We start from the raw sequence: 20807 nt of genomic DNA, 5'->3' as shown, positions 1-20807 counted from the left end.
CATCATAACAAAACCGCCCATCCTCCGGCAGCGGAAGAGGGGCGGCTAAAAGCACTGCAACTACCGGCACTTCAAACCGGAAATGCTGAGTAACCGTATTTCTGATACGGGAATAAAGATTTGCACCTTACTCCTGGATCAGCAAATATCAGATTTACTCTTCAACCATTTCACTTGTCTGGATATAGTAATAATCAGACATTTTAGTCCACTCACGTGCCATTTTCATATAACCCTGCTGGGAATCATAGACTTCCTTGAAGTCCGCATTGCCAGCGGCATAACCGGTCATAACCTCGTCAGTCGCTTTCTTCATCGCCTTCAGAACTTCCTCTGGGAAAGTCTTTACCTTAATGTTCGGATACTCTGCCTTCATCTGGGCCCAGGCTTTGGCAGAAGCGTTGAAGTTTTCATAGTACATGTCTGCATTGGCTGCCTTGATAGCTGTTATCAGGATCGCCTGATATTCAGGAGGCAGTTTATCGTAGGCACGCTTGTTGATCAGGAACTGCATATCGGAGGCAGGCTCATGCCAGCCAGTATAGTAATACGGGGCGACCTTGTGGAAACCCATCTTGATATCCATACCGGGACCAACCCACTCAAGGGCATCGATGGTGCCACGATCAAGAGAGGTGTAAAGTTCTCCGGGAGCAATGTTGGTTACGTTAACGCCAAGCTTGGCAAAAACTTCACCAGCCAGACCCGGGATACGCATTTTCAGGCCTTTCAGGTCTTCAAGAGAATTGATTTCCTTACGGAACCAGCCACCCATCTGAACACCGGTGTTGCCGCCTGGATACGAGAGCACATCGAATTTATCAAAGGTTTTCTGCTGCAGCTCCATCCCCTTGTCATAGTACAGCCAGGACTGCTGCTCAGCTGCGGTCATACCGAAAGGTACAGTTGTAAAGAAAACGGAAGTGATGTCCTTGCCCTTCCAATAGTACGCTGCAGAGTGGCCGATTTCGTACTGGCCGCCCTTAACCATGTCGAGAATTCCCAGAGGAGCTTTATGTTTTTCTGAACCTTCTACACGGATCTCAAAGTTACCGCCGCTCATTTCCTTGACCATCTCAGCTACTTGTGGAGCAACCGATGCCAAAGGTGTCAGGGTTGATGACCAAGTGGTCGCCAATTTCCAGCGAATCTTCTTTGCTGCCATTGCCGGGGAGGCTGCGAGCAGGCACACTGCAGCCACTACCGCTACTTTTGTAAAGCGTTTCATCTTCTCTCCTGTGCTGTATTACGACGTATCTGTCCCTCCTAGCCTAATCCTATCCCGAATTTCCCACGAACATTGAACCAAACCATGTACAGCAGGTTTCGCTGCAACTTTTGAAGACAAAAGCTGACACGCATGATTTTGAGACAATATTCGCCAAAACTAACAAGAAATTCCGACGAGCCAGTGCGCCTCTGCGCACACGGATTAGTGCTTTTCCCGGCACATATCTAATACACTTCAAACCGGTTTCGCAAGTACAGAAACGCGGTTTACATAAGGAAAGTAATTTTTTCGAGGCAAAACACCCTCACAATTCAGGACATAATTGGATTTGGCCTAATTATATTAAGCTTTGCAGGCTTGAGGGAAATTTTCTTAAGCTGCAGCCTGAGTTGTCAGACAAATCTCAGGCTGCAACATGGAAGGAGAGGTTTTCAGCGGGAGCGAAAATATTTTTTCACGTATTGCATGTGTTCACGCATGGCTTCCCCGGCTTTTTCCGGTTCATGAGCCCGGATAGCAGAAATGACTTCCTTGTGATGTTCAAGCACATCATGCAAGGTATCGACATCCTGATACATATGAGCGAGATTCTTCTTGATGCCGATAAACAGGAAATCATAGAAATTTCTCATCAGGTGGATGAGTACCGGATTCTTGCTGGCAAAGGCCACGGCCATATGAAATGCGGCATCGGATTCGGTACTGATCCGGTCTTTGGAATCAAGGGATTCAGTCATTTCCTCCAGAGCCCTCTCCATAGCGAGGACATCATTATCGCTTGCCCTCTGGGCTGCGAGAACCGCTGCGTTGGCCTCCAGACCGAGGCGAACTTCGAGCAGGTCATCCAGCGTTGCATCTTCAGTGGCCATTACCGCGGCAAGGGGGTTGCCTTTGCGGCTGTCCGGGGAACTGACGAAAGTTCCCTGCCCCTGACGATGCTCAAGCAACCCCATGGTGACGAGCTTATTGATTGCATTGCGCACTGAAGTTCGACTGACTGCCATGGAAACAGCCAGCTCACGCTCAGGCAGAATCTGCTGGCCCGGTTTAAACTCACCTTTATAGATAAGCTCTCGAATCTGCTCGAATACCTGATCTGATATTCTCTTGGGTTTGATGGGTTTAAGCTTCATGATACCTTCTTCTGTTAGAATATATTTTCAAACAACATCATTTATAGCCGAATGCAGCCTTGTTGATTTCCTGCCGCATTCTTCGGACATTGCCTGTTAGAATTCAGTTATTTGTGTCACTTCCCCGTACCTTTTCTGATAATTACACGTCAGAAAAAAACCGGATGAAAGCCGAGCAACCACCGTACAGGTGTGAATTTCTGGGGTCTTGAACCACCAAATCCCGTATTGGTACGACCATTTAGGGTCATAAAAGTACCAATCAACCACATCTAAAACACCTTTTGATAGAGGCATTATTACCGATAGAACAACCGATTGCAACTGACAAGACGTCCAAAAGAAAAGGTCACGAGCAGTTAACCACCATATTGGTATTACCAAACCCACACATTCCCGACCCTGCGTGGTTTTTCACCATACCGCTAGTAGCACATCCCTCACACAAACCAGCTCACGCGAAACCTATTTTTTATGCATTCATCACCGCTACTTACCCTGTCACACTTTGGACATGGAGATTCTTTGAACGAGAATTCTAAATTTGGATTTCCGGTAGGCGAATCACAGGAACTCGAGAAAATGCTCACTCGTATTTCCCGACAGGAGACGGGAAATTCGAGTGCTCTGCAAGGAGTGGGATTGGGTTGGCTATTACCAGGCGCGTTCTCAGGCTGCTCGTAGCGCCATGGCAGTATTCAGCTAATCAGGACAGAAAGCATTCTGTCAGAGATGGTACACAAGAAACCGTATTGCTGTGTTTGGTGCCGGTGGCGACCGGGATGGTCTGTTCATCACAATCAACACTGATGAACGACAATCGATCGCATCAATCAGGCATCGCCGGTACTCTTAATTCACATTACTCAATATTGGCAATCACCGCCCGCGCCCGCTCCACCACCTTCTCCGGCAAAGGGATATACCCCACCTTGGGGGCGATCTTCTGCCCCTCATTTATGCCGAACTCGATCATCTTCCGCAACACCTCTGCTTTGGCTGGATCATCATATTTCTTATAAAACATCATCCAGGTATAGGTGGTGATCGGATATGAAGTATCGCCTTCCGGGTCAGGCAACCAGGCGATCATGTTCTCGGGTAGTTCAACATTGGCAAGCGCAGCCTGACCGCTGGCCAGACTTGGCATTACATACTTGCCTGCCCTGTTCTCAAGAATCGCCATATCCAGATTGGCGATTTTGGCAAAACCATAATCAAGATAACCGATGGAACCAGGAGTACGGTTTAGGGTGGCACCCACTCCCGCGTTGATTGGAGACTTTTTCATATTTAAGTCTTCGGGCCACTGTACTCTTTTGCCACTCCCCACATTCGCGGCAAACGCCGGTGAAATAGCACAGAGGTGGTTGGTAAAAACAAAGGTTGTACCGGAGCTGTCTGCACGGGTAATTGCCGTGACCTCCAGATCGGGTAATTCCAGCCCGGGATTGGCTGCAGCTATGAGTGGATCGTTCCAGTTAGTAATTTCGCCCAGAAAAATTTTTGAGTACACCTCGCGGGACAGTTTCAGCTGTTTCACTCCCGGAATATTATATACAACCACCACCTGGCCCGCGGTCATCGGCAACAGCTGTACACCTTCCTTGATTTGGGCGATTTCCTTGTCCTTCATGGCCGCATCACTGGCAGCAAAATCAACTTTATGAGCAAGAAAATCTTTAATACCATTTCCCGAACCCTTGGCAACGTAGTCTACATTGACTCCCTTGTGGTCCCTGTTAAACAGCATGAACCACAATGAATATGTCTGATACGGAAAACTTGCGCCTGATCCATTAATATTCAAATCAGCATACGCAGGCCCTGTACCGGAAACCAGCACAGCCAGACCCAGCACAGTAAGACGCAGCAGTGCACGAACTTTCATTTATTCCCCCCCAAAGATATGTGGTAATGAAACACTATAATTGCACAGACACAACCTACATACGGTTGGTACAACGAGCGCCATAGATGCAACCGCAAAAGTCTGTTATTTAAAGATGTTATTATGAGCAATCTGCTTGAACGGCAACCTACCATAAAGGATATAATTGTAAATATACCGGTGGCTGGACCAAAACAGCCCTTTTCGCCCAACATGCTATTAATACAAACCATTATCTTAAGGGGCTGAAGAACTACCAACAATATCCTAATACGCTTTTAACTCTTCCCTTACAAAACCGGCTGCGATTTTCCCTTTTCACCATGCAGGTCATCGCACCAGACTCAGCCATCACCGGACCTGCCCCTGCTTCCCCTCTACACCTCCGTACACTCTCCGGCATGCCAGGTACATGACCACTATTTGCGTCGGCACAAAACCTGTCTGCCAAAGACGAAACTTATAGCAACTACACCCTGCCGACATGAGAAAGTGCATCATACTGGTGAAAAAGCCTGTCCTCATCTGTTTAGAATTATTCTGGCCATGCGATTTAAAAGTTAAACAGTCAGCTGGAAAAAAATTCTCTCGTAGGCATCGAGGTTGAACCAAACGACAATTTCGCCCCCATTAGCCACTGTTAAATCGCTCCATCTATTTGACATCTTGATTTTAAAAGCAGTAGCATCAAATAAGTACGAAACAAGCTGAGCAATTCCGAAGAACTGCAACATCACCCACCCTCCACCAGGCTGCAGCTTCAACCAACTGTTTTAACCAAGAAAGATTCAAGGAGCTAATCAATGGAAATCACCAGACGCACTTTTCTCAAAAGTGCTACCATTGGCGGAGCCTATTGTGCTCTGTCCGGGGCCGTGCCCGGCACCCTCGCGAGCCTCTATGCTGAAACGCCGGAGCTGGTAGCCCAACACATAAATAGTATGTGTGAAATGTGTTCTACCCGCTGTCCCATCACGGCGGAAATCATCAACGGTAAAAATGTCTACCTGGGCGGCAATCCTTTAGCCGAATCTTTTGGTGGCAGCGTCTGCGCGCGGGGAGGTGCCGGTCACAGTCTGCTCTATGATCCTGATCGACTGGTTAAGCCAATCAGGCGGGTTGGAGAACGGGGAGAAGGAAAATGGGAGGAGATCAGTTGGAAAGAAGCATATTCATACATTGCTGAAAAACTCCTTGCCATAAAGTTGCAGCATGGTCCTGAATCTGTTGCATTTTCAACAAAGTCCGGATCTGGCCAGAGTCATCTTTTCCATCTGGCACAAGCGTACGGTTCCCCGAATACCTTTACCCACGCAACCACCTGTCCAGGCGCTTATCAGGTAGCGGGCAGGGCTATGTTTGCCGGAAGTCTGAGCCGGGATATAGGCAACTCCCGCTATATCATAAATTTTGGCCACAACGTCTACGAAGGCATCAACATGCCTGAGACAATCGGCATGATGGAAAATCAGCGGGCAAAAGGGGCAAAACTGATTGTTTTCGAGCCACGCTTCTCAATTCTGGCCGACAAAGCAGACGAGTGGCACCCAATACGACCCGGTTCCGATATCTGTGTGGCCCTGGCCATGTGCCAGGTGCTGATAGAGGAAGACCTTTACGACAAAGAGTTTGTCGATCGCTATGTCCATGGCTTTGAGGAATTTTCCGAGGCTGTTGCCAATTATACACCCGAATGGGCGGAAGAACTCTCAGATGTCAAAGCGGCCGATATAGTGCGTATAGCCCGCGAAATTGCCTCCCACGCCCCCCATGCCCTGATTGATTATGGCCACCGCACCACCTTTACCACCGAAGAGTTCGATCTGCGCCGCACCCTGTATGCCCTGAATGTGCTGCTTGGCAACATTGAACGTAAAGGCGGCCTCTACTTCTCGAGTAATCCTGCTAAATACAATACCTTTGCCGGGGAAGAAGTCGCGCCGGTGCCGGCAGGCCCCTTTGACAAAGTGCCGAAGGTTGAAGCCCAGCGCATCGATCAGGCAGACACCCAATATTATCTGCTCTGGTCGTCAGGCGGGGTCTACCAGTCAATCCTGGACGCCGCGCTTTCTGCCGACCCGTATCAGCTCAAAGCCTGGGTTATTACCCGCTCCAACCCGATGCAGACGATGACCGATCGTGCCAGGGTGGAGGAGGCCCTCAAGGCTCTTGACCTTGTTGTTGCCTGTGATGTGTACATAAGTGAAACTGCGGCATTTGCCGATATCATATTACCCGAGTCCACCTACCTTGAGCGTGCTGAGGACATCTTCGACCGATCCGGTAAATTTCCTCGGTTCTCAATCAGGCAGCCAGTAGTTAAAACCATCGGGGACACCAAACCCGGCTGGCAGATCTGGCGTGAACTCGGTCTCGCCATGGGATTGGGAGAATACTATAAAAGCTGGAATGACATCGACGATTTTCAACTTGCCCAGTTCAAGGGAGATGCAGCAACGCTCAATAAACTTAAACAAGATGGCTGGATTGAATTTGGCAAAGCACCTTTAATCACCAGAGAAAAGAGTGAAGTTTCGAACTTTGTCAAAGCTTTCCCGAATGCCCGCACCCCAGACTACGATGGCACCTACAGCTCGTCACTCAAATTCAATACCCCCACAGGCAAAATAGAGCTCAGTTCACCCAAAGTTGAAGAGATGGCACCCGGCCGGGGCATCATCCGCTATCGCCCGGTGACCTTGAAGAAAGATGATGAACTCTATTTTATTCAAGGGAAAACCGCTATCCACACCAATGGTGCCACACATAACGTACCAATGCTCTCGAACATGATGTCTGACAACGGCCTCTGGATTCACCCGGTAGTCGCAAAGAAAATGGGGATCGTTACTGGTGATAAAATTCGTATCTACAACGATCTCGGCAGCGAGGAGGGATCTGCCCTTGTCACCCCGGGCATCAGACCGGACACGGTTTTCGCCTATATGGGATTCGGCTCCAAAAACAAAGAACTGAAACGGGCTTATGACCGTGGTATCCACTGCGGTAATCTGCTCCCCCACATCACAGCACCGGTATGCGGTATGAATCTCCACACCAGCGGTGTGAAGATAGAAAAAATATAGGAGAGTTGAATGAAAACGCGTTATGTAATGCTTCACGATGAAAACAGATGCATCGGCTGTCAGGCCTGCAGCGTTGCCTGCCGGAGTGTCAATCAGGTGCCTGAGACAGTTTCCCGTCTCCAGGTTCATATCGAAGGCCCCTTCGGTGCCACCCCAAACCTGCATTTCAAATATCCGAGGATATCCTGTCAACAGTGCGAAAACCCACCATGTGTGACGGTATGTCCCACCGGAGCTTCCTATATCGGCAAAGAAGACGGCATAGTGAGCATCAAACAGAAACTCTGCGTCGGCTGTATGTATTGTCTCGCAGCCTGCCCATATAAGGTTCGTTTCATCAATCCGGTCCACAAAGGTGCCGACAAGTGTAATTTCTGCAAGGAAACACGTTTGAAAGAAGGCAAACAGCCCGCCTGCGTGTCAATCTGCCCCACCGGAGCGTTGATGTTTGGTGACGCCAACAACCCCGAAAGCGAGGTGGCTAAAGTACTCGACACCATCGCTACCCACCGTAACAAGACCCACCTCGGCACCAGGCCGAAGCTTTATGTCGTACCGACGAAAAAGGGGAGGATTTCATTATGAATAGCGTTTGGGGAAGTGTTGCCCAGTACGACCCTGTTGTCTGGAACTGGGTTATCGCCGTCTATCTGTTTCTTGCAGGCCTTTCAGCCGGTTGCCTGCTTATCGGAATTGGTCTCAAATGGTACAACGGTACCAGTGGCAATTTGCGACCGGATGGCACCATAAGCGAACCACCGGTGCTGAAAGCTGCTGCCTTTATCGCCCCGCTAACGATCACTGTTGGCCTCGCCTGTCTGGTGCTGGATCTGACCAAGCCGCTCAATTTCTGGGTTATACTTGTCAAATACAACCTGTCGTCCGTAATGTCCCTCGGTGTGATTGCCCTGCTGATCTATACACCGGTGGCATTTCTCTACGCCATCCTGGTACTGCAGGACAGCCCTGTACCGCGCTATCCACTGCTGGGAAAAATAGCCGTCATCGTCGAAACGATACGGGGGCCCTTTGAAGTATTTCTTTTTCTCATGGCCATCATTGTCGCGGCATACACCGGCTTTCTGCTCTCGGCAATGAACGCCTACCCAATGCTCAACACCGCAATACTGCCGGCGCTCTTTCTGGTTTCAGCACTGTCGGCCGGAGCCGCTGCCAACAATTTATTGGCAATAGCCATGTTCAAGGGGAAAGCTGATGAACGAGAAATGCAACAAACACATAGCTTTGAAGGAGTGGTTATCTTCCTTGAAGTGATGTTTCTGTTCATGCTTTTTATGGCACTCTATTTCGCCGGTGGGGCAGCTGCCGAGGCCGTTGGCGCGCTGCGTAACGGTTTTTGGGCGAGGACCTTCTGGATCTGCGTGGTGGCGATCGGCTTCGGCATCCCGCTTCTCACCATGACTCTACCCAAAGCGCTCAAGCACTCCAGAGGCATTGTCATAATTGCTGCATGTTCAAGCCTGGTCGGGGTCCTGGCATTGAGACACTTTATCCTCTACGCCGGACAAAGTTATATAAGCTGACCCCCATCCCTGTTCGAAAAGTAGTTCGCTCAGACGAATTCCCCAGGGAACTCTTCGGGCAGGGCATCCTCGGGAACGGACCACTTCTGCTCCTTCACCCAATCACGGTAGAAGTGGTCCGCATCATATTTCCGGGCCTGATTGGTGATGTTGAATCGGTGAACCGGCCGGGAATCTGCTCCCACACCAGCAATATACGCCCAGTTTCCCCAGTTCGACGAAACATCATAGTCGGTCAGTAAATACTCAAACCACTGCGCCCCCCACCACCAGGGGACATGAAGATCGTGGATAAGATAACTTGCCGCACACTGACGCCCACGGTTACTCAGTTCACCTGTCGCATACAATTCGAGCATCATGGCATCGATGAACTCCATGCCGTTTGAGGCCAGGGCCCAGGAACGAAAAGCGCCCCACAGCTCCTCTGCCTCTTTTCGGTGAGCCGCAGGGATTTGCATCGCCACATTACTGCCGGTAAAACGCCACGCTATAGAATCGACTAACCCCGGGCTCCTCCGCTGTTTCATCCCTTGCGGAGTAAAAAGCTGCGCGCCAATCTTTTTGTGGAGAAAATGAAAATAGTCCCGCCAGAGCAATTCGAACAGTAGCCAGTAGGTTGAGATGTTTTTTTTCCGTTCTTTCTCATACTTCAGAATAGCCGCCCCGATCTCCGCCGCGCTGACGGTCCCCGCAGCAAGCCATTTCCCAAAGCGACTTGAATAATCTCCTGGCCCCAGACCATTTCTGGTGTATTTATAGTTTATTATGTGCTGGTCCTCGAAGATATATTGTTTCACCCGCTGTCTTGCAGGAGAAAACCTGGTTGGCAGGAAATCCGACACCTCCTGCATCCTGCTAAAGCCATATTGATGATACCCCTTTTTCTCCACCCTCTTTCGAAAGCCGCTGAAGGTCCGCGGGATTTTCCCGACCTCCATTGGCAATTCATCCGCTTGCAAAAGCGTATTTGAGGGTAACTGGTGAAATACCACCTTTGCAGGTAGGACGTTCTTCAGTTCCAGCAGGAAATCAACCTCTTCAGTCCCGGGTTGATCCGGCACCCAGACTTCGACCTCATCATAACGCTCCGCCAGTTCAATAAAAATTTCCGCAGCCTTCTTTTCCGTTATCTCCAATGGCAGATTTGCCGCAGCATATTGTTTGCCCAACTCCTCAACGCACGCGTCGTAAAAATTCAGGCGATGAGCCGACACTCTTGGTATCCCCAGAAAACTTTTACCATGTTCAGCTGCCGAACACTTTGATTCAGCCGTGATCAATCCCCGTGGCGCCACCGGCATGTTATAATGCTTAATCAGATGCAGTCGGGGGATATGAAAATCAAAATATTTCAAATGCCAGATAATGAGCAGTCGTAGCATAATTATCCTCGTATTGAACTTGGGTATCCCAGCAGTATCGTTTTCAACCTTGCTACTGAAAGTATATGATAGTTACGATGGCCAGAAAACCGTTAGAGACAAAAATCTGCCCGGTCTGTAATCGCCCCTTCTCCTGGCGAAAGAAGTGGCGGCGCAACTGGCCGGAGATCGTTTATTGCAGTGAACGCTGCAGACGTTCCGGATTCAAGAGGAAAAATGGCGATGAAAACACTTAGGCTCATTCTCGGTGACCAGCTTAACATCAACCACTCATGGCTTAATACAACCGATGATGAGATTCTCTATTGTCTTTTCGAAATGCGTCAGGAAACCGACTATGTCACTCACCACATTCAGAAGATCATTTTCTTTTTTGCCGCCATGCGCAGCTTTGCCGAAACACTTCGTGGGCGAGGTCACCAAGTGATTTACCTGAAGCTCAATGACAACAAGAACAAACAGGATCTGACAGAAAACATCTCCCTCCTCATCAGCACGCATAAAATCGAAAAATTCGAGTATCTCATGCCGGATGAGTACCGGCTTGAACTGCAACTCAGCAAAATAACGAAATCGCTCAACATTCCTGCAGAAATGTTTGATACCGAGCATTTCCTGACCCAACGTGACGAGCTGGCCGCGTTTTTTGGTGAGAAGAATTACCTCATGGAATCCTATTACCGTGATATACGAAAACGTTTTGACATCCTGATGGATCCGGAAAACACGGGCAAACCTCTCACGGGAAAGTGGAATTACGATGTCGCTAACCGCAAAAAACTCCCTGCTGACCTCCAAATACCAGCCCCCCTTCTCTTTTCAAGAGATGTATCCGATCTGGTGAAGCTACTCGATAAAGCCGGCATAAAAACGATCGGCGAGGTTGACCAGAAAAACTTCATCTGGCCCGTGACACGTGATGAATGTCTTGAATTACTCGAGTATTTCACCGCTGAACTTCTCCCCCACTTTGGCGATTACCAGGACGCCATGAGCGAGGAATACTGGTCGTTATACCACTCGCGAATCTCGGCAGCCATGAACAGCAAACTTCTCTCCCCACTGGAGGTGGTTGAACGGGCAATTAAGGAGTGGAGTAAACGGCAGGATGAAATAGTCATTGCCCAAATTGAAGGTTTTGTGCGGCAAGTCATCGGATGGCGTGAATATATGCGGGGTGTCTACTGGGCTCATATGCCGGAATTTACCGACCTCAATTATTTTGAGGCCGACCGCCAGCTCCCCTCCTGGTACTGGACAGGCAAGACCGACATGAACTGCCTGCATCATGCCATATCCCAATCACTCCAGTACGCATATGCGCATCATATCCAGCGCCTGATGATAACAGGTAACTTTGCATTACTTGCAGGCATCGCACCAGAGGAAATAGATGCCTGGTATCTTGGCATTTACATCGATGCCATCCAGTGGGTTGAAATCACCAACACCCGAGGTATGAGCCAATTCGCTGATGGTGGCATCGTCGGCACCAAACCGTACTGTTCATCCGCTAATTATATCAATAAGATGAGTTCTTACTGCACAAACTGCCGGTACCGGCACCAGGAACGCCATGGTACTAAAGCCTGCCCGTTCAACAGTCTTTACTGGCATTTTCACCACCGTCACCGCGAATTACTGGAGAACAATCCCAGGATAGGCATGGTTTACAGAACCTGGGACAGAAAAACCGAGGATGAACAGAAGGCAATTCTCAGGCAGGCAGAGCAGTACCTTGAAGGGATCGACAAACTGTAAGAAACAGGACCCTGCCCTTACCAAGATTCCCTGACTGACCGCCTACGCACTTTAGAATCTATTTTCTGGCAGTAAAGTTCAACACCGCTGATGGCTCAAAGACCCTGAAGGTAAAGGACTCGGTAAAATAAAGCCGTACTTTACCCGCTGTATGGCTTTCATAACCGATCGCCAGATCCTGGCCCAGAATGAGTTCGAAATCTCCGCCTCTCTGGCTCATCATAAAAGCCTGATTCTCATGCTCACCGCTTAAATAGGAACTGAGCAGCACCTGCCCGCCCAGCACGGCCTCCGCCTGCATCTTTACAGGATAGCCCTGAATATGAGAGGACATCCTGCTCCACAACTTCGGCCCCACGATAAAGCTGTACGGTCCTTCGATTGAGCGACCGCTGAATTCCGTCACTCCACCAGCAATTCCTTCCAGCAGTTGCTCTGGCTTAGAACCAATAGTTAAGCATTCCTCACCCTGGCAAAGGTAGAGCCCGGTTATATTTGCTTCGGGCAAACCATGGTATATGACCTTTTCCTCAAAGAGTGCTACCTCTTTCGCCGCATCTTCCAGTGCCGACAGATCAACATCCCTCGCACCGCGAACCACGTTATCCAGTTCAGCGATTTCCAGCTCGAAAGGCACACGCACCTCAACGATATGGTGAACCTTGCGAATACCATACTTCAGTCCACCCTTGGCTTGCTTTTTGGGATAATCGAGCCGCCCTTCCGGCACTCCTGGAAAATCGGTACCCATTGGACCGGTAACATCGAGCACCCTTCTGCCCGAGAGCATCGCGGTAAGGCTTCTGGTTGCCTGTTCATCAATCTCCGCCCACGCCTCCATGGGAATCGGGGCCAGTTCTCGTCTTAGAAAATCCATCTTGTGATCCTCGGTTATGAGTTATGGCTCGTATAACGCGGTATCCTCATCCATTGTTCGATCAGAGCTTGCCGATGCCCAAGCCTCTTGCGGTGGCTGTCATCAATGAACCACCGCCCGCCGTTCTGACGCCGGCCACTTGAGGCTCTGCAAATTTACCGGCCAGTGCTTTGGGGATCTCCGGCAGGGAGACTCCCAGCAATTGCTCTTTGGCCTCTTCAAACAGGGCACCGAGGGTGGTCATTTCTTCCAGGGAAAAGAGCCTGCTTGCAAGGGGGAAGATTTCCAGCTCCTCCTCTTCCAGATGGTGCACCGTATACTCGCCCAATCCTTCTATCTTCACAGGGAATCCGGAATGATCTCGTGGAAACCCCTGGGCATCCTTGATTATCAGTTCAATTATGTGATGCTCATTGACCGCCTCGAGAGAGTCGTGTTCCGCCTCTTCAAACTGCTTGAGGAGATCATAAAAATACTTCTCCTCCATGGTGTGGTGCACAATCAGGTGATGGACGAACGTCTCAAATAGTGCAGGATCATTCTCCGCCTGCCCATACAGCGAACGCAGTGTATCGTGATGGTCAGTCAACGCTTCAACGATGTTCATACTGCCTCCTACACATGAATTTCAGGTAACTACATAATTCTGGCCCGTTATGTCTCAGGTTTCAGGTCATCTTAAAAATCTCTTATCAAAAGCTTATCTTCTTCTTTGGTCAAACTCAAATTTTACAAGCATTGCTATTGGCTTCGAAACATTGCAAGTGCAAAGGTTTTTTTCCGATAATTAAAATCTTCCAGGTAACGCCCTGAAATTGCTATTTCAAGAAAATTAATTCAGCAATGATTTTGAAGATCAATAAGAAAAATTTCTGGAATATAAGCATCCATTTTTCAACCTGTTATGAGTTCCGGAGGAACTTCAGGATATATTGGAACGCAACTCCAGTTCTTTCACTATTCGGATGACTTTTCTTGACAGGCATTCCTAAGAACCTACACTTGAGATAACCAAATGAAACGTCTCTACAGGAGTGATGTAACTCATGCTGCGCTTCTAATGGGCGGTATGCTGAGGCTCTTTTAGGTATTTGCCTATTCTGCATACCATACTCCTAACATCAGATAATTTATGGAGAATCATATGAAAAAAATCATCATCTCGACTCTTATTTTTGCACTCCTCTCTGCGGTATCTTCGTTTGCAGCACATCATGGAGACAAGAAAGATGACTCCATGAAAGATTCCATGGACATCGTGGCACTCGCTGATCACACCGGGCAGTTTACAACCCTGCTGGCAGCGGTTGAAGCAGCGGGATTGACCCCGGTACTCAAAGGTGACGGACCGTTTACCCTGATGGCTCCCACCGATGAGGCATTTGCCAAACTCCCGGCAGGGACTGTTGAGGACCTTTTAAAACCAGAAAACAAAGAAAAACTTACGGCAATATTGACGTACCATGTGGTTCCAGGCAAAGCGATGGCAGCGGATGTAGTCCAGATGAGTTCGGCCAAGACTGTTAACGGCAAGGAGTTTTCTATTAAAGTAGAAGGGGATATGGTCTACGTGGACAATGCCATGGTTACCAAGACTGACATTCCTGCTTCCAACGGGGTCATCCACATCATCGACAGCGTGCTGATTCCCGAGTAATGGTAATTAATTTGAACAGGTTTACTTCATTTTAAATTGTGGAAAGGTTACCCAAGGTAATCTTTCCACACCCTTCAGCACTTTACACCTGGCCAGTCACCAACCTCTTAAGCAGTTTATATTTCTGGACATGGCATGCAGTTCCTGTTTTAAATGCATTATGGCAAAGGGTTTAAATCACTGGTTATCCTAAGACTGTCATCTCTGCATATTCACCTACTGCAACTATGCTTACACATTTCTTTTTTCCACAAAAAATAGCCCTGCTCGGCGCCTCCAGAACCCCTGGCAAGGTCGGCCATGATATTCTCGCCAACCTGATTGCCGGCGAATTCGCCGGAGAGATCTTCCCGGTGAACCCGGCCGGCGGCGACAATCTGTTTGATTTGCCGGTCTACACCAATGTCAAGGAGATCCCCGGCAGCATAGATATGGCCATAATTGCCGTGCCCTTAGAACATCTCATCGGGGCCGCCGAACGCTCTTTGAAAAAAGGGGCACGATCCATTGTGGTCATTACCGCAGGGTTCAAGGAAACCGGCAGGGATGGCGCCATCCGGGAAGAGGAACTGGCCTTACTTTGTAAGCGCAGCGGGGCACGGTTGCTCGGCCCCAACTGTCTGGGGCTGCTCAACACCAGTCATAAACTGAACGCAAGTTTTGCCGGTACCATGCCGATAAGCGGCAGGATAGGCATATTCTCCCAGTCCGGCGCCCTCTGCTCCTCTATTCTCGATGTAGCTGCAGACAGGCTGCTTGGCGTCTCAAAGCTTGTCAGCATCGGCAACAAAGCAGATCTCACAGAAGATGACATGCTGGATTACTTCGGCAATGACCCGGAGACAGATGTGGTAGTGGGCTATCTGGAAAATATCGTCTCAGGTGACAGCTTTATAAAAATAGCCACCCAGGCCGCTGAGAAGAAGCCGATCATCATTCTGAAGTCAGGTACCAGTGAAGTTGGCCGAAAAGCCGCCGCCAGCCATACCGGGGTGATGACCGGGGAAGACACCGCCTACGCCGCCGCCTTCAAACGCTCTGGCATCGTGCGGGCCGATACCTTTGAGGCTCTTTTCGATTTCGCCGCAGCTTTTTCCATGCAGCCGCTGCCCCGTGGCAACAGGGTGCTCATCATCAGCAACGCCGGTGGCCCCGGTACCATGGCCGCAGATGCCGTTGAACATGCCGGAATGAGAGTGGCCGAGCTGGCAAGCAACAGTGCCGCCTCCCTTAGAGGAAGGCTGCCTGTGGCCGCCAGCGTCAACAATCCCATCGACGTATTAGGTGACGCGCCACCCGAGAGGTATGCTGCCGCGCTTGAAACCGCCCTGACTGACGGCCAGGTAGACGCAGTGATTGTCGTGCTCACCCCGCAGGCCATGACCGACGCCGAGGAAACTGCCAAGACCATTGCCAGGGTCAGCGACGGTTCGAAACCGATTCTGATCACCTTCATGGGCGGAGAAGGTGTGGTGGTTGGCCGTAGCGAGCTGGCCAAAGCGAAACTCCCCAACTTCCCATCCCCTGAGCGGGCAGTGGCTGCCCTGAAGGCAATGTATGAATATGCAACCTGGCGGGCCAGACCAGCGCGGGTAGTCACCAGATTCAGGGTCAACCGACGCAGGGTCGCCCATATCATCAAGCGAAGTCGGGCCAACGCCATCTTCACCCTCAGCGAAGTGAAAACCAAAAAAATACTCGAAGCATACGGCTTCGCTATCCCCAAGGGGGCTCTGGTCAGTACCGTTGAAGAGGCACTGGAGAATGCCGATCGTATCCGCTTTCCCCTGGCCATGAAAATCGTTTCACCGGACATTCTGCATAAAGCGAGCATTGGCGGGGTACGATTGAATATCACCACCCTGCAGCAGGTGCGGGACAGCTACGACCTGATGATGCTCCGCATCTCGCAAAATGCCCCCCGGGCGCGCATCAAGGGTATCTATCTGGAGCATATGGCCGACCACGGCATTGAAGTTATCCTGGGTATGAACCGTGACCCGCAGTTCGGCCCCATGCTGACCTTTGGTCTTGGCGGCGTATTCATCGAAGTGATGAAAGATGTCACTTTTCACCTGGCACCGATCACCCACGATGAAGCCTTGCAGATGCTGACGTCTACCAAATCGTTTGCCGTGCTCGAGAAAAAACGCGGCAAAAAAGGGGTCGATATCGATATTATCGCCACCGCCCTGCAACGAATCAGCCAACTCACCACCGACTTCCCTGAAATTGTTGAACTGGAGATCAATCCTTTCTTTGTCGGCCAGTTCGGGACAGACCCCGTGGTGGCCGATGCCCGAATTCAGCTGGCTCCCATATCAAAGCGCTCACGGATAACCGAGTTTAGGCAGAGGTACGTATGAACTTCGATCATAACTGGCAGGATAGCTTTCGGGCCATGGTAAAGAGCCCCAAAAAAGCGCTTCGTAATGTTCGCTCCGGACAACGGGTCTTTATCGGTACCGGCTGCGCTGAACCGACTGTGCTGGTGGACGCTCTGGTGGCACGGGCTGACGATCTGGCCGATGTGGAAATTATCCAGCTCTTCACCAAAGGCGATGCCCCGTATGCACGTGACGAGTTTAGTGACACGTTTCGTATCAACTCATTTTTCATCGGCCAGAATGTCCGAAGCCTGATCCAGGAAGGCATGGGCGATTACACACCGATGCTGCTCTCCGATATTCCGCAGTTGTTCAATTCGGGAAGGTTGCCGATCGATGTGGCGCTTATCCAGGTTAGCCCGCCGAACCAGCAAGGGATGGTAAGCCTCGGCATCTCCGTCGATATAGTCAAAAGCGCTATAGAAAATGCCTCGCTGGTCATAGCCCAGGTCAATCCACGGATGCCATGCAGCCTTGGCGACTCCCAGGTCGATGTCGATGATCTGGATATTCTGGTCCCGGTGGATGTGCCGATACTCGAACGGGAAGTAGAGCCGGTGCACCCGATCAGCCGGGAAATTGGCCGAAGGGTGGCTGAACTGATACCTGACGGTGCCACCATTGAGTTCGGCTTTGGCCGACTGGATGATTACGGCCGCGTCCCCCACGCCACCATTGAGTTTCTCCACCACAAGAAGGATCTCGGTGTCCACAGCGAAATGATCACCGATACGATCCTCGAGCTGGTGAAATCAGGCGCAGTGACAGGTAGCCGCAAGAGCAGCGACAGGGGCCGAATCGTCACCAGTTTCTGTCTCGGCACCCGTAAACTCTACGATGCCATCGACAACAACGAAACCTTCAGTTTCAGGCCGACGGAGTATGTCAATGATAGCAGGATCATCAGTCAGCAGAAAAAGATGATCGCCATCAATCCTGCCCGGGAAATAGATCTTACCGGCCAGATCGCCGCCGACTCCCAGCAGGGTCAACTCTACTCCGGCATCGGTGGATTGATCGACTTTAACCGTGGCGCCTCCCGCTGCCGCGATGGTAAATCTATCATCACCCTGCCCTCCACCGACCCCCAGGTAACCAGATCCAACATCGTGCCCCATTTGAGTGAAGGATCTGGCGTGGTGGTGACGAGGGGCGATGTCCACTATGTGGTTACCGAATATGGTGTCGCTTACCTCCATGGCAAGTCAATCCAGGAACGGGTTATGGCACTGATCTCCATAGCCCATCCTGATTTCAGGGAAAAGCTGTTTCAGCAGGCCATCGAAGCCCACTTTCTGCGCCCGGAATTCTCGGAGATTGGCCACGCCTTTTTCATCCCACCCGACAAGAATCTGCGGACTACCAGACTGCTCCCGGACGGCAGCCAGATCGACCTGCGCCCTGTTGAGCCTACGGATGAATCCGGTATGCGCGATCTGCTCTACAACCTCTCAGAACAGACAGTCTATCACCGCTTCATGAGCAGGCAGGCCAACTTCTCCCTGCAGCAGATCCACCAGTTTGTCTACGTCAACCATCGTCACGAAACCACCGTGGTCGCATCCATTCCCGAGGCGTATGGCGAGCACCTCATAGGCGTTGGCAAATATCTGCTGCCCGAGAAAGGCAGCAGGGCCGAGATCACCCTTGTGGTCCGCGACACATGGCAAAACAAGGGTGTCGGCACCATGCTCTACGAGTATCTGGCCGAGCTGGCTATCGCCAATGGCATAATAGGCTTTACAGCCAAAGTGCTGCGTGAAAATCAGCGAATGCAGATCATATTCAACCATTCCGGCCACAAGGTTACCAGCAGTTTCAATCAGGGCATGTATGACTTTGTCATAGATTTCTAACCCGAATTTATAATGAGCATTTGGATGTTTTTTCAGTGATGCTGGCACTGCAAACCGCTCAAGGTAATGGCACGATGAGCAAACCACTATAATGGTTCCGGGCTATATCCTGAAGAGTATACATTCAGACACCGTTGGCTCTCCATGACTCGCTGCAATCCCCCCGGACAAAGCGAATCAGATGCACACCTCTATGCCCGTGCCAATTTGCCCGGCTTTCCGGACTTTTTCCGCAAGAGCGTAGCAGGATTGCTGATGAGGAGAGGTTAATGGCTTGCATTTTCGCTTTTTTTCTATATCATGAGCGGTTCCAGTAGAAAATCAGTTATAATCCTACCGAACTCCTTCGGAATACCCACCAATCATCAAACGAGGAACTTTGCAGATGGGGAGATCAATAGAAATTTACGATACCACCCTTCGTGACGGCACCCAGGCGGAAAACTTCAATCTTTCGGTTGAGGACAAGATTCGAATTACCCAGGCGCTCGATAAACTCGGTATCGATTTCATTGAAGGCGGCTGGCCCGGTTCCAACCCGGTTTCCGCCGAGTATTTCGCCCAAATGCGTAAGATCAAGCTGAACTACGCCAAACTGGCTGCGTTCGGCTCAACCCGCCACTTCAAGAATGCCCCTGAAGATGATCCAAACCTGCAGGCTCTCCTCGATGCCAAGCCGCAGGCGATCACCATTTTCGGTAAAAGCTGGGACATCCACGTCACCGAGGCGCTAAAGATCGAACTGGCGGATAATCTGCAGATCATTAAGGACACCCTGGCCTACCTGCACCCCCAGGTTGAACACCTTATCTACGATGCCGAGCACTTTTTCGACGGCTATAAAAATAATGAAGAGTATGCACTCGCCACCCTGGTCAAGGCGGCTGAAGGAGGCGCTGAAACATTGGTACTCTGCGACACCAATGGCGGCACCCTTCCCCAGGAGGTCGGTCCGATCGTTCAGCATGTCAAAAAACATATTGAAGATCATGGCCACAGGGTAAAAATCGGCATCCACTCCCATAACGATTCGGAATCAGCCGTGGCCAACGCCCTTCTCGCCCTTGATTGCGGGGCTGACCATGTACAGGGCACCATCAACGGTTTTGGCGAGCGCTGCGGTAACGCCAACCTCACCTCGATCATCCCGGCCATAATTTTCAAAATGGGCCTCGATTGCGGGGTGCAGCGTAATATCGACCAGCTCTACTCAACCTCAAGGCTAGTGAACGAGTTGGCCAATCTCCCCCACAACCGGTACCAGCCATACGTAGGTGAGTCGGCCTTTGCTCATAAGGGCGGTATCCATGTCAGCGCGGTCAAACGCAATCCGACAACCTATGAACATATTGCCCCTGATAAAGTCGGCAATATCCGCCGTATCCTGATCTCTGATCAGGCCGGCCGCTCCAACATCCTGCATAAGGCCAATCTCTGGGGGCTGAAAATTGCGCCCAACGATCCCGTTCTGAACGCCATCATCAGCGAGCTGAAAGACCTTGAAAACAAAGGATTTTCCTTTGAGGGCGCTGAAGCGAGTTTCGAAATTCTGATGCGCAGGGCCATGGGCCTGCAACGCAACTACTTCAAGTTCGAAACCTTCAGGGTTATGAACCACAAGTACCGCATGGATAAACCGCCGCTCACCGAGGCGACCATCCGCCTTTTCGTGGGAGGTGACGAGGTCCACACCGCCGCCATGGGCGATGGCCCGGTTAACGCGCTTGATAATGCAATCCGCAAGGCGCTGGTGCGCTTTTATCCCTGCCTGGAGGAGATGCAACTCGCCGACTACAAGGTCCGTGTTCTCACCGGCGAGCATGGCACCGAAGCCAAGGTTCGCGTTCTGGTGGAAAGTACCGATGGGCATTGCAGTTGGTCAACTGTCGGTGTCTCTGTTAATATAATAGAAGCAAGCTGGCAGGCTCTGGTTGACAGTATCAACTATAAGCTGATGAAAGAGGATAACCGCAAGTAGTTTTCCTGCCCTCCGGGTTGT

15 protein-coding genes are annotated in these 20807 nt (G+C 50.5%); 9 read left to right on the top strand and 6 right to left on the bottom strand.

The window, feature by feature from the left end:
* Window positions 1-154 precede the first annotated feature (154 nt).
* The 3 genes from FCL45_RS05130 to pstS form a co-directional block, all read right to left on the bottom strand.
* A complete protein-coding gene (locus tag FCL45_RS05130) occupies window positions 155-1228 on the bottom strand; it encodes a TRAP transporter substrate-binding protein (protein ID WP_136797084.1) in 1074 nt (357 codons plus the stop codon).
* Between the two features lie 434 nt (window positions 1229-1662).
* Window positions 1663-2364, bottom strand: a complete 702-nt coding sequence (locus FCL45_RS05125) for a FadR/GntR family transcriptional regulator (RefSeq protein ID WP_136797085.1) — start codon at window positions 2362-2364, stop codon at window positions 1663-1665.
* An 862-nt stretch (window positions 2365-3226) separates the two neighbouring features.
* Window positions 3227-4255 carry a phosphate ABC transporter substrate-binding protein PstS gene (gene pstS, locus FCL45_RS05120; protein WP_136797086.1) on the bottom strand — a complete coding sequence of 343 codons (1029 nt, stop codon included), beginning with the start codon at window positions 4253-4255 and terminating at the stop codon, window positions 3227-3229.
* 803 nt (window positions 4256-5058) lie between these two features.
* Between pstS and phsA the strand changes: the two genes are divergently transcribed.
* The 3 genes from phsA to nrfD are packed head-to-tail and all read left to right on the top strand — an operon-like array spanning window position 5059 to window position 8885.
* Complete coding sequence (gene phsA, locus FCL45_RS05115) at window positions 5059-7341, top strand: thiosulfate reductase PhsA (RefSeq protein WP_136797087.1); 2283 nt, start codon at window positions 5059-5061, stop codon at window positions 7339-7341.
* Window positions 7342-7350: 9 nt separating this feature from the next.
* Complete coding sequence (locus tag FCL45_RS05110; protein WP_136797088.1) at window positions 7351-7926, top strand: 4Fe-4S dicluster domain-containing protein; 576 nt, start codon at window positions 7351-7353, stop codon at window positions 7924-7926.
* Window positions 7923-8885, top strand: a complete 963-nt coding sequence (gene nrfD / locus FCL45_RS05105) for an NrfD/PsrC family molybdoenzyme membrane anchor subunit (RefSeq protein ID WP_136797089.1) — start codon at window positions 7923-7925, stop codon at window positions 8883-8885. The genes FCL45_RS05110 and nrfD overlap by 4 nt, the downstream gene beginning before the upstream one ends.
* A gap of 29 nt (window positions 8886-8914) precedes the next feature.
* Here nrfD and FCL45_RS05100 read toward each other — a convergent pair whose 3' ends face one another.
* Entirely contained in the window at window positions 8915-10270 is a 1356-nt protein-coding gene (locus tag FCL45_RS05100; protein WP_136797090.1) for an FAD-binding domain-containing protein, read from the bottom strand.
* Between the two features lie 65 nt (window positions 10271-10335).
* Between FCL45_RS05100 and FCL45_RS25220 the strand changes: the two genes are divergently transcribed.
* Together FCL45_RS25220 and FCL45_RS05090 are read left to right on the top strand one after the other, a co-directional pair.
* Complete coding sequence (locus FCL45_RS25220; protein WP_136797091.1) at window positions 10336-10506, top strand: DUF2256 domain-containing protein; 171 nt, start codon at window positions 10336-10338, stop codon at window positions 10504-10506.
* Complete coding sequence (locus FCL45_RS05090; protein ID WP_136797092.1) at window positions 10493-12031, top strand: cryptochrome/photolyase family protein; 1539 nt, start codon at window positions 10493-10495, stop codon at window positions 12029-12031. Before FCL45_RS25220 ends, FCL45_RS05090 begins: the two co-directional genes overlap by 14 nt.
* A 58-nt stretch (window positions 12032-12089) precedes the next feature.
* On the opposite strand, the gene FCL45_RS05085 is transcribed toward FCL45_RS05090, so the two are convergent.
* Window positions 12090-12908: a family 1 encapsulin nanocompartment shell protein gene (locus tag FCL45_RS05085; RefSeq protein ID WP_136797093.1), complete on the bottom strand. Its 819-nt coding sequence runs from the start codon at window positions 12906-12908 to the stop codon at window positions 12090-12092.
* Between the two features lie 61 nt (window positions 12909-12969).
* Entirely contained in the window at window positions 12970-13515 is a 546-nt protein-coding gene (locus FCL45_RS05080) for a hemerythrin domain-containing protein (protein WP_136797094.1), read from the bottom strand.
* A gap of 537 nt (window positions 13516-14052) precedes the next feature.
* On the opposite strand from FCL45_RS05080, the gene FCL45_RS05075 reads away from it, so the two are divergent.
* The 4 genes from FCL45_RS05075 to cimA all read left to right on the top strand — a co-directional run bounded on the left by FCL45_RS05075 (window position 14053) and on the right by cimA (window position 20786).
* Window positions 14053-14565, top strand: a complete 513-nt coding sequence (locus FCL45_RS05075) for a fasciclin domain-containing protein (protein ID WP_217907672.1) — start codon at window positions 14053-14055, stop codon at window positions 14563-14565.
* Between the two features lie 227 nt (window positions 14566-14792).
* On the top strand, window positions 14793-16931 hold the full coding sequence (locus FCL45_RS05070) for an acetate--CoA ligase family protein (protein ID WP_136797096.1): 2139 nt from the start codon (window positions 14793-14795) through the stop codon (window positions 16929-16931).
* Entirely contained in the window at window positions 16928-18808 is a 1881-nt protein-coding gene (locus FCL45_RS05065; RefSeq protein ID WP_136797097.1) for a bifunctional acetyl-CoA hydrolase/transferase family protein/GNAT family N-acetyltransferase, read from the top strand. Before FCL45_RS05070 ends, FCL45_RS05065 begins: the two co-directional genes overlap by 4 nt.
* 385 nt (window positions 18809-19193) lie before the next feature.
* The gene (gene cimA, locus FCL45_RS05060) at window positions 19194-20786 is read left to right on the top strand and encodes a citramalate synthase (RefSeq protein ID WP_136797098.1); all 1593 of its coding nucleotides are present in this window, start codon (window positions 19194-19196) and stop codon (window positions 20784-20786) included.
* Window positions 20787-20807: the final 21 nt, after the last annotated feature.

Source organism: Desulfosediminicola ganghwensis, assembly GCF_005116675.2.
GTDB classification, from domain to species: domain Bacteria; phylum Desulfobacterota; class Desulfobulbia; order Desulfobulbales; family Desulfocapsaceae; genus Desulfopila; species Desulfopila ganghwensis.
This window is presented reverse-complemented; position numbering and strand designations above follow the sequence as displayed.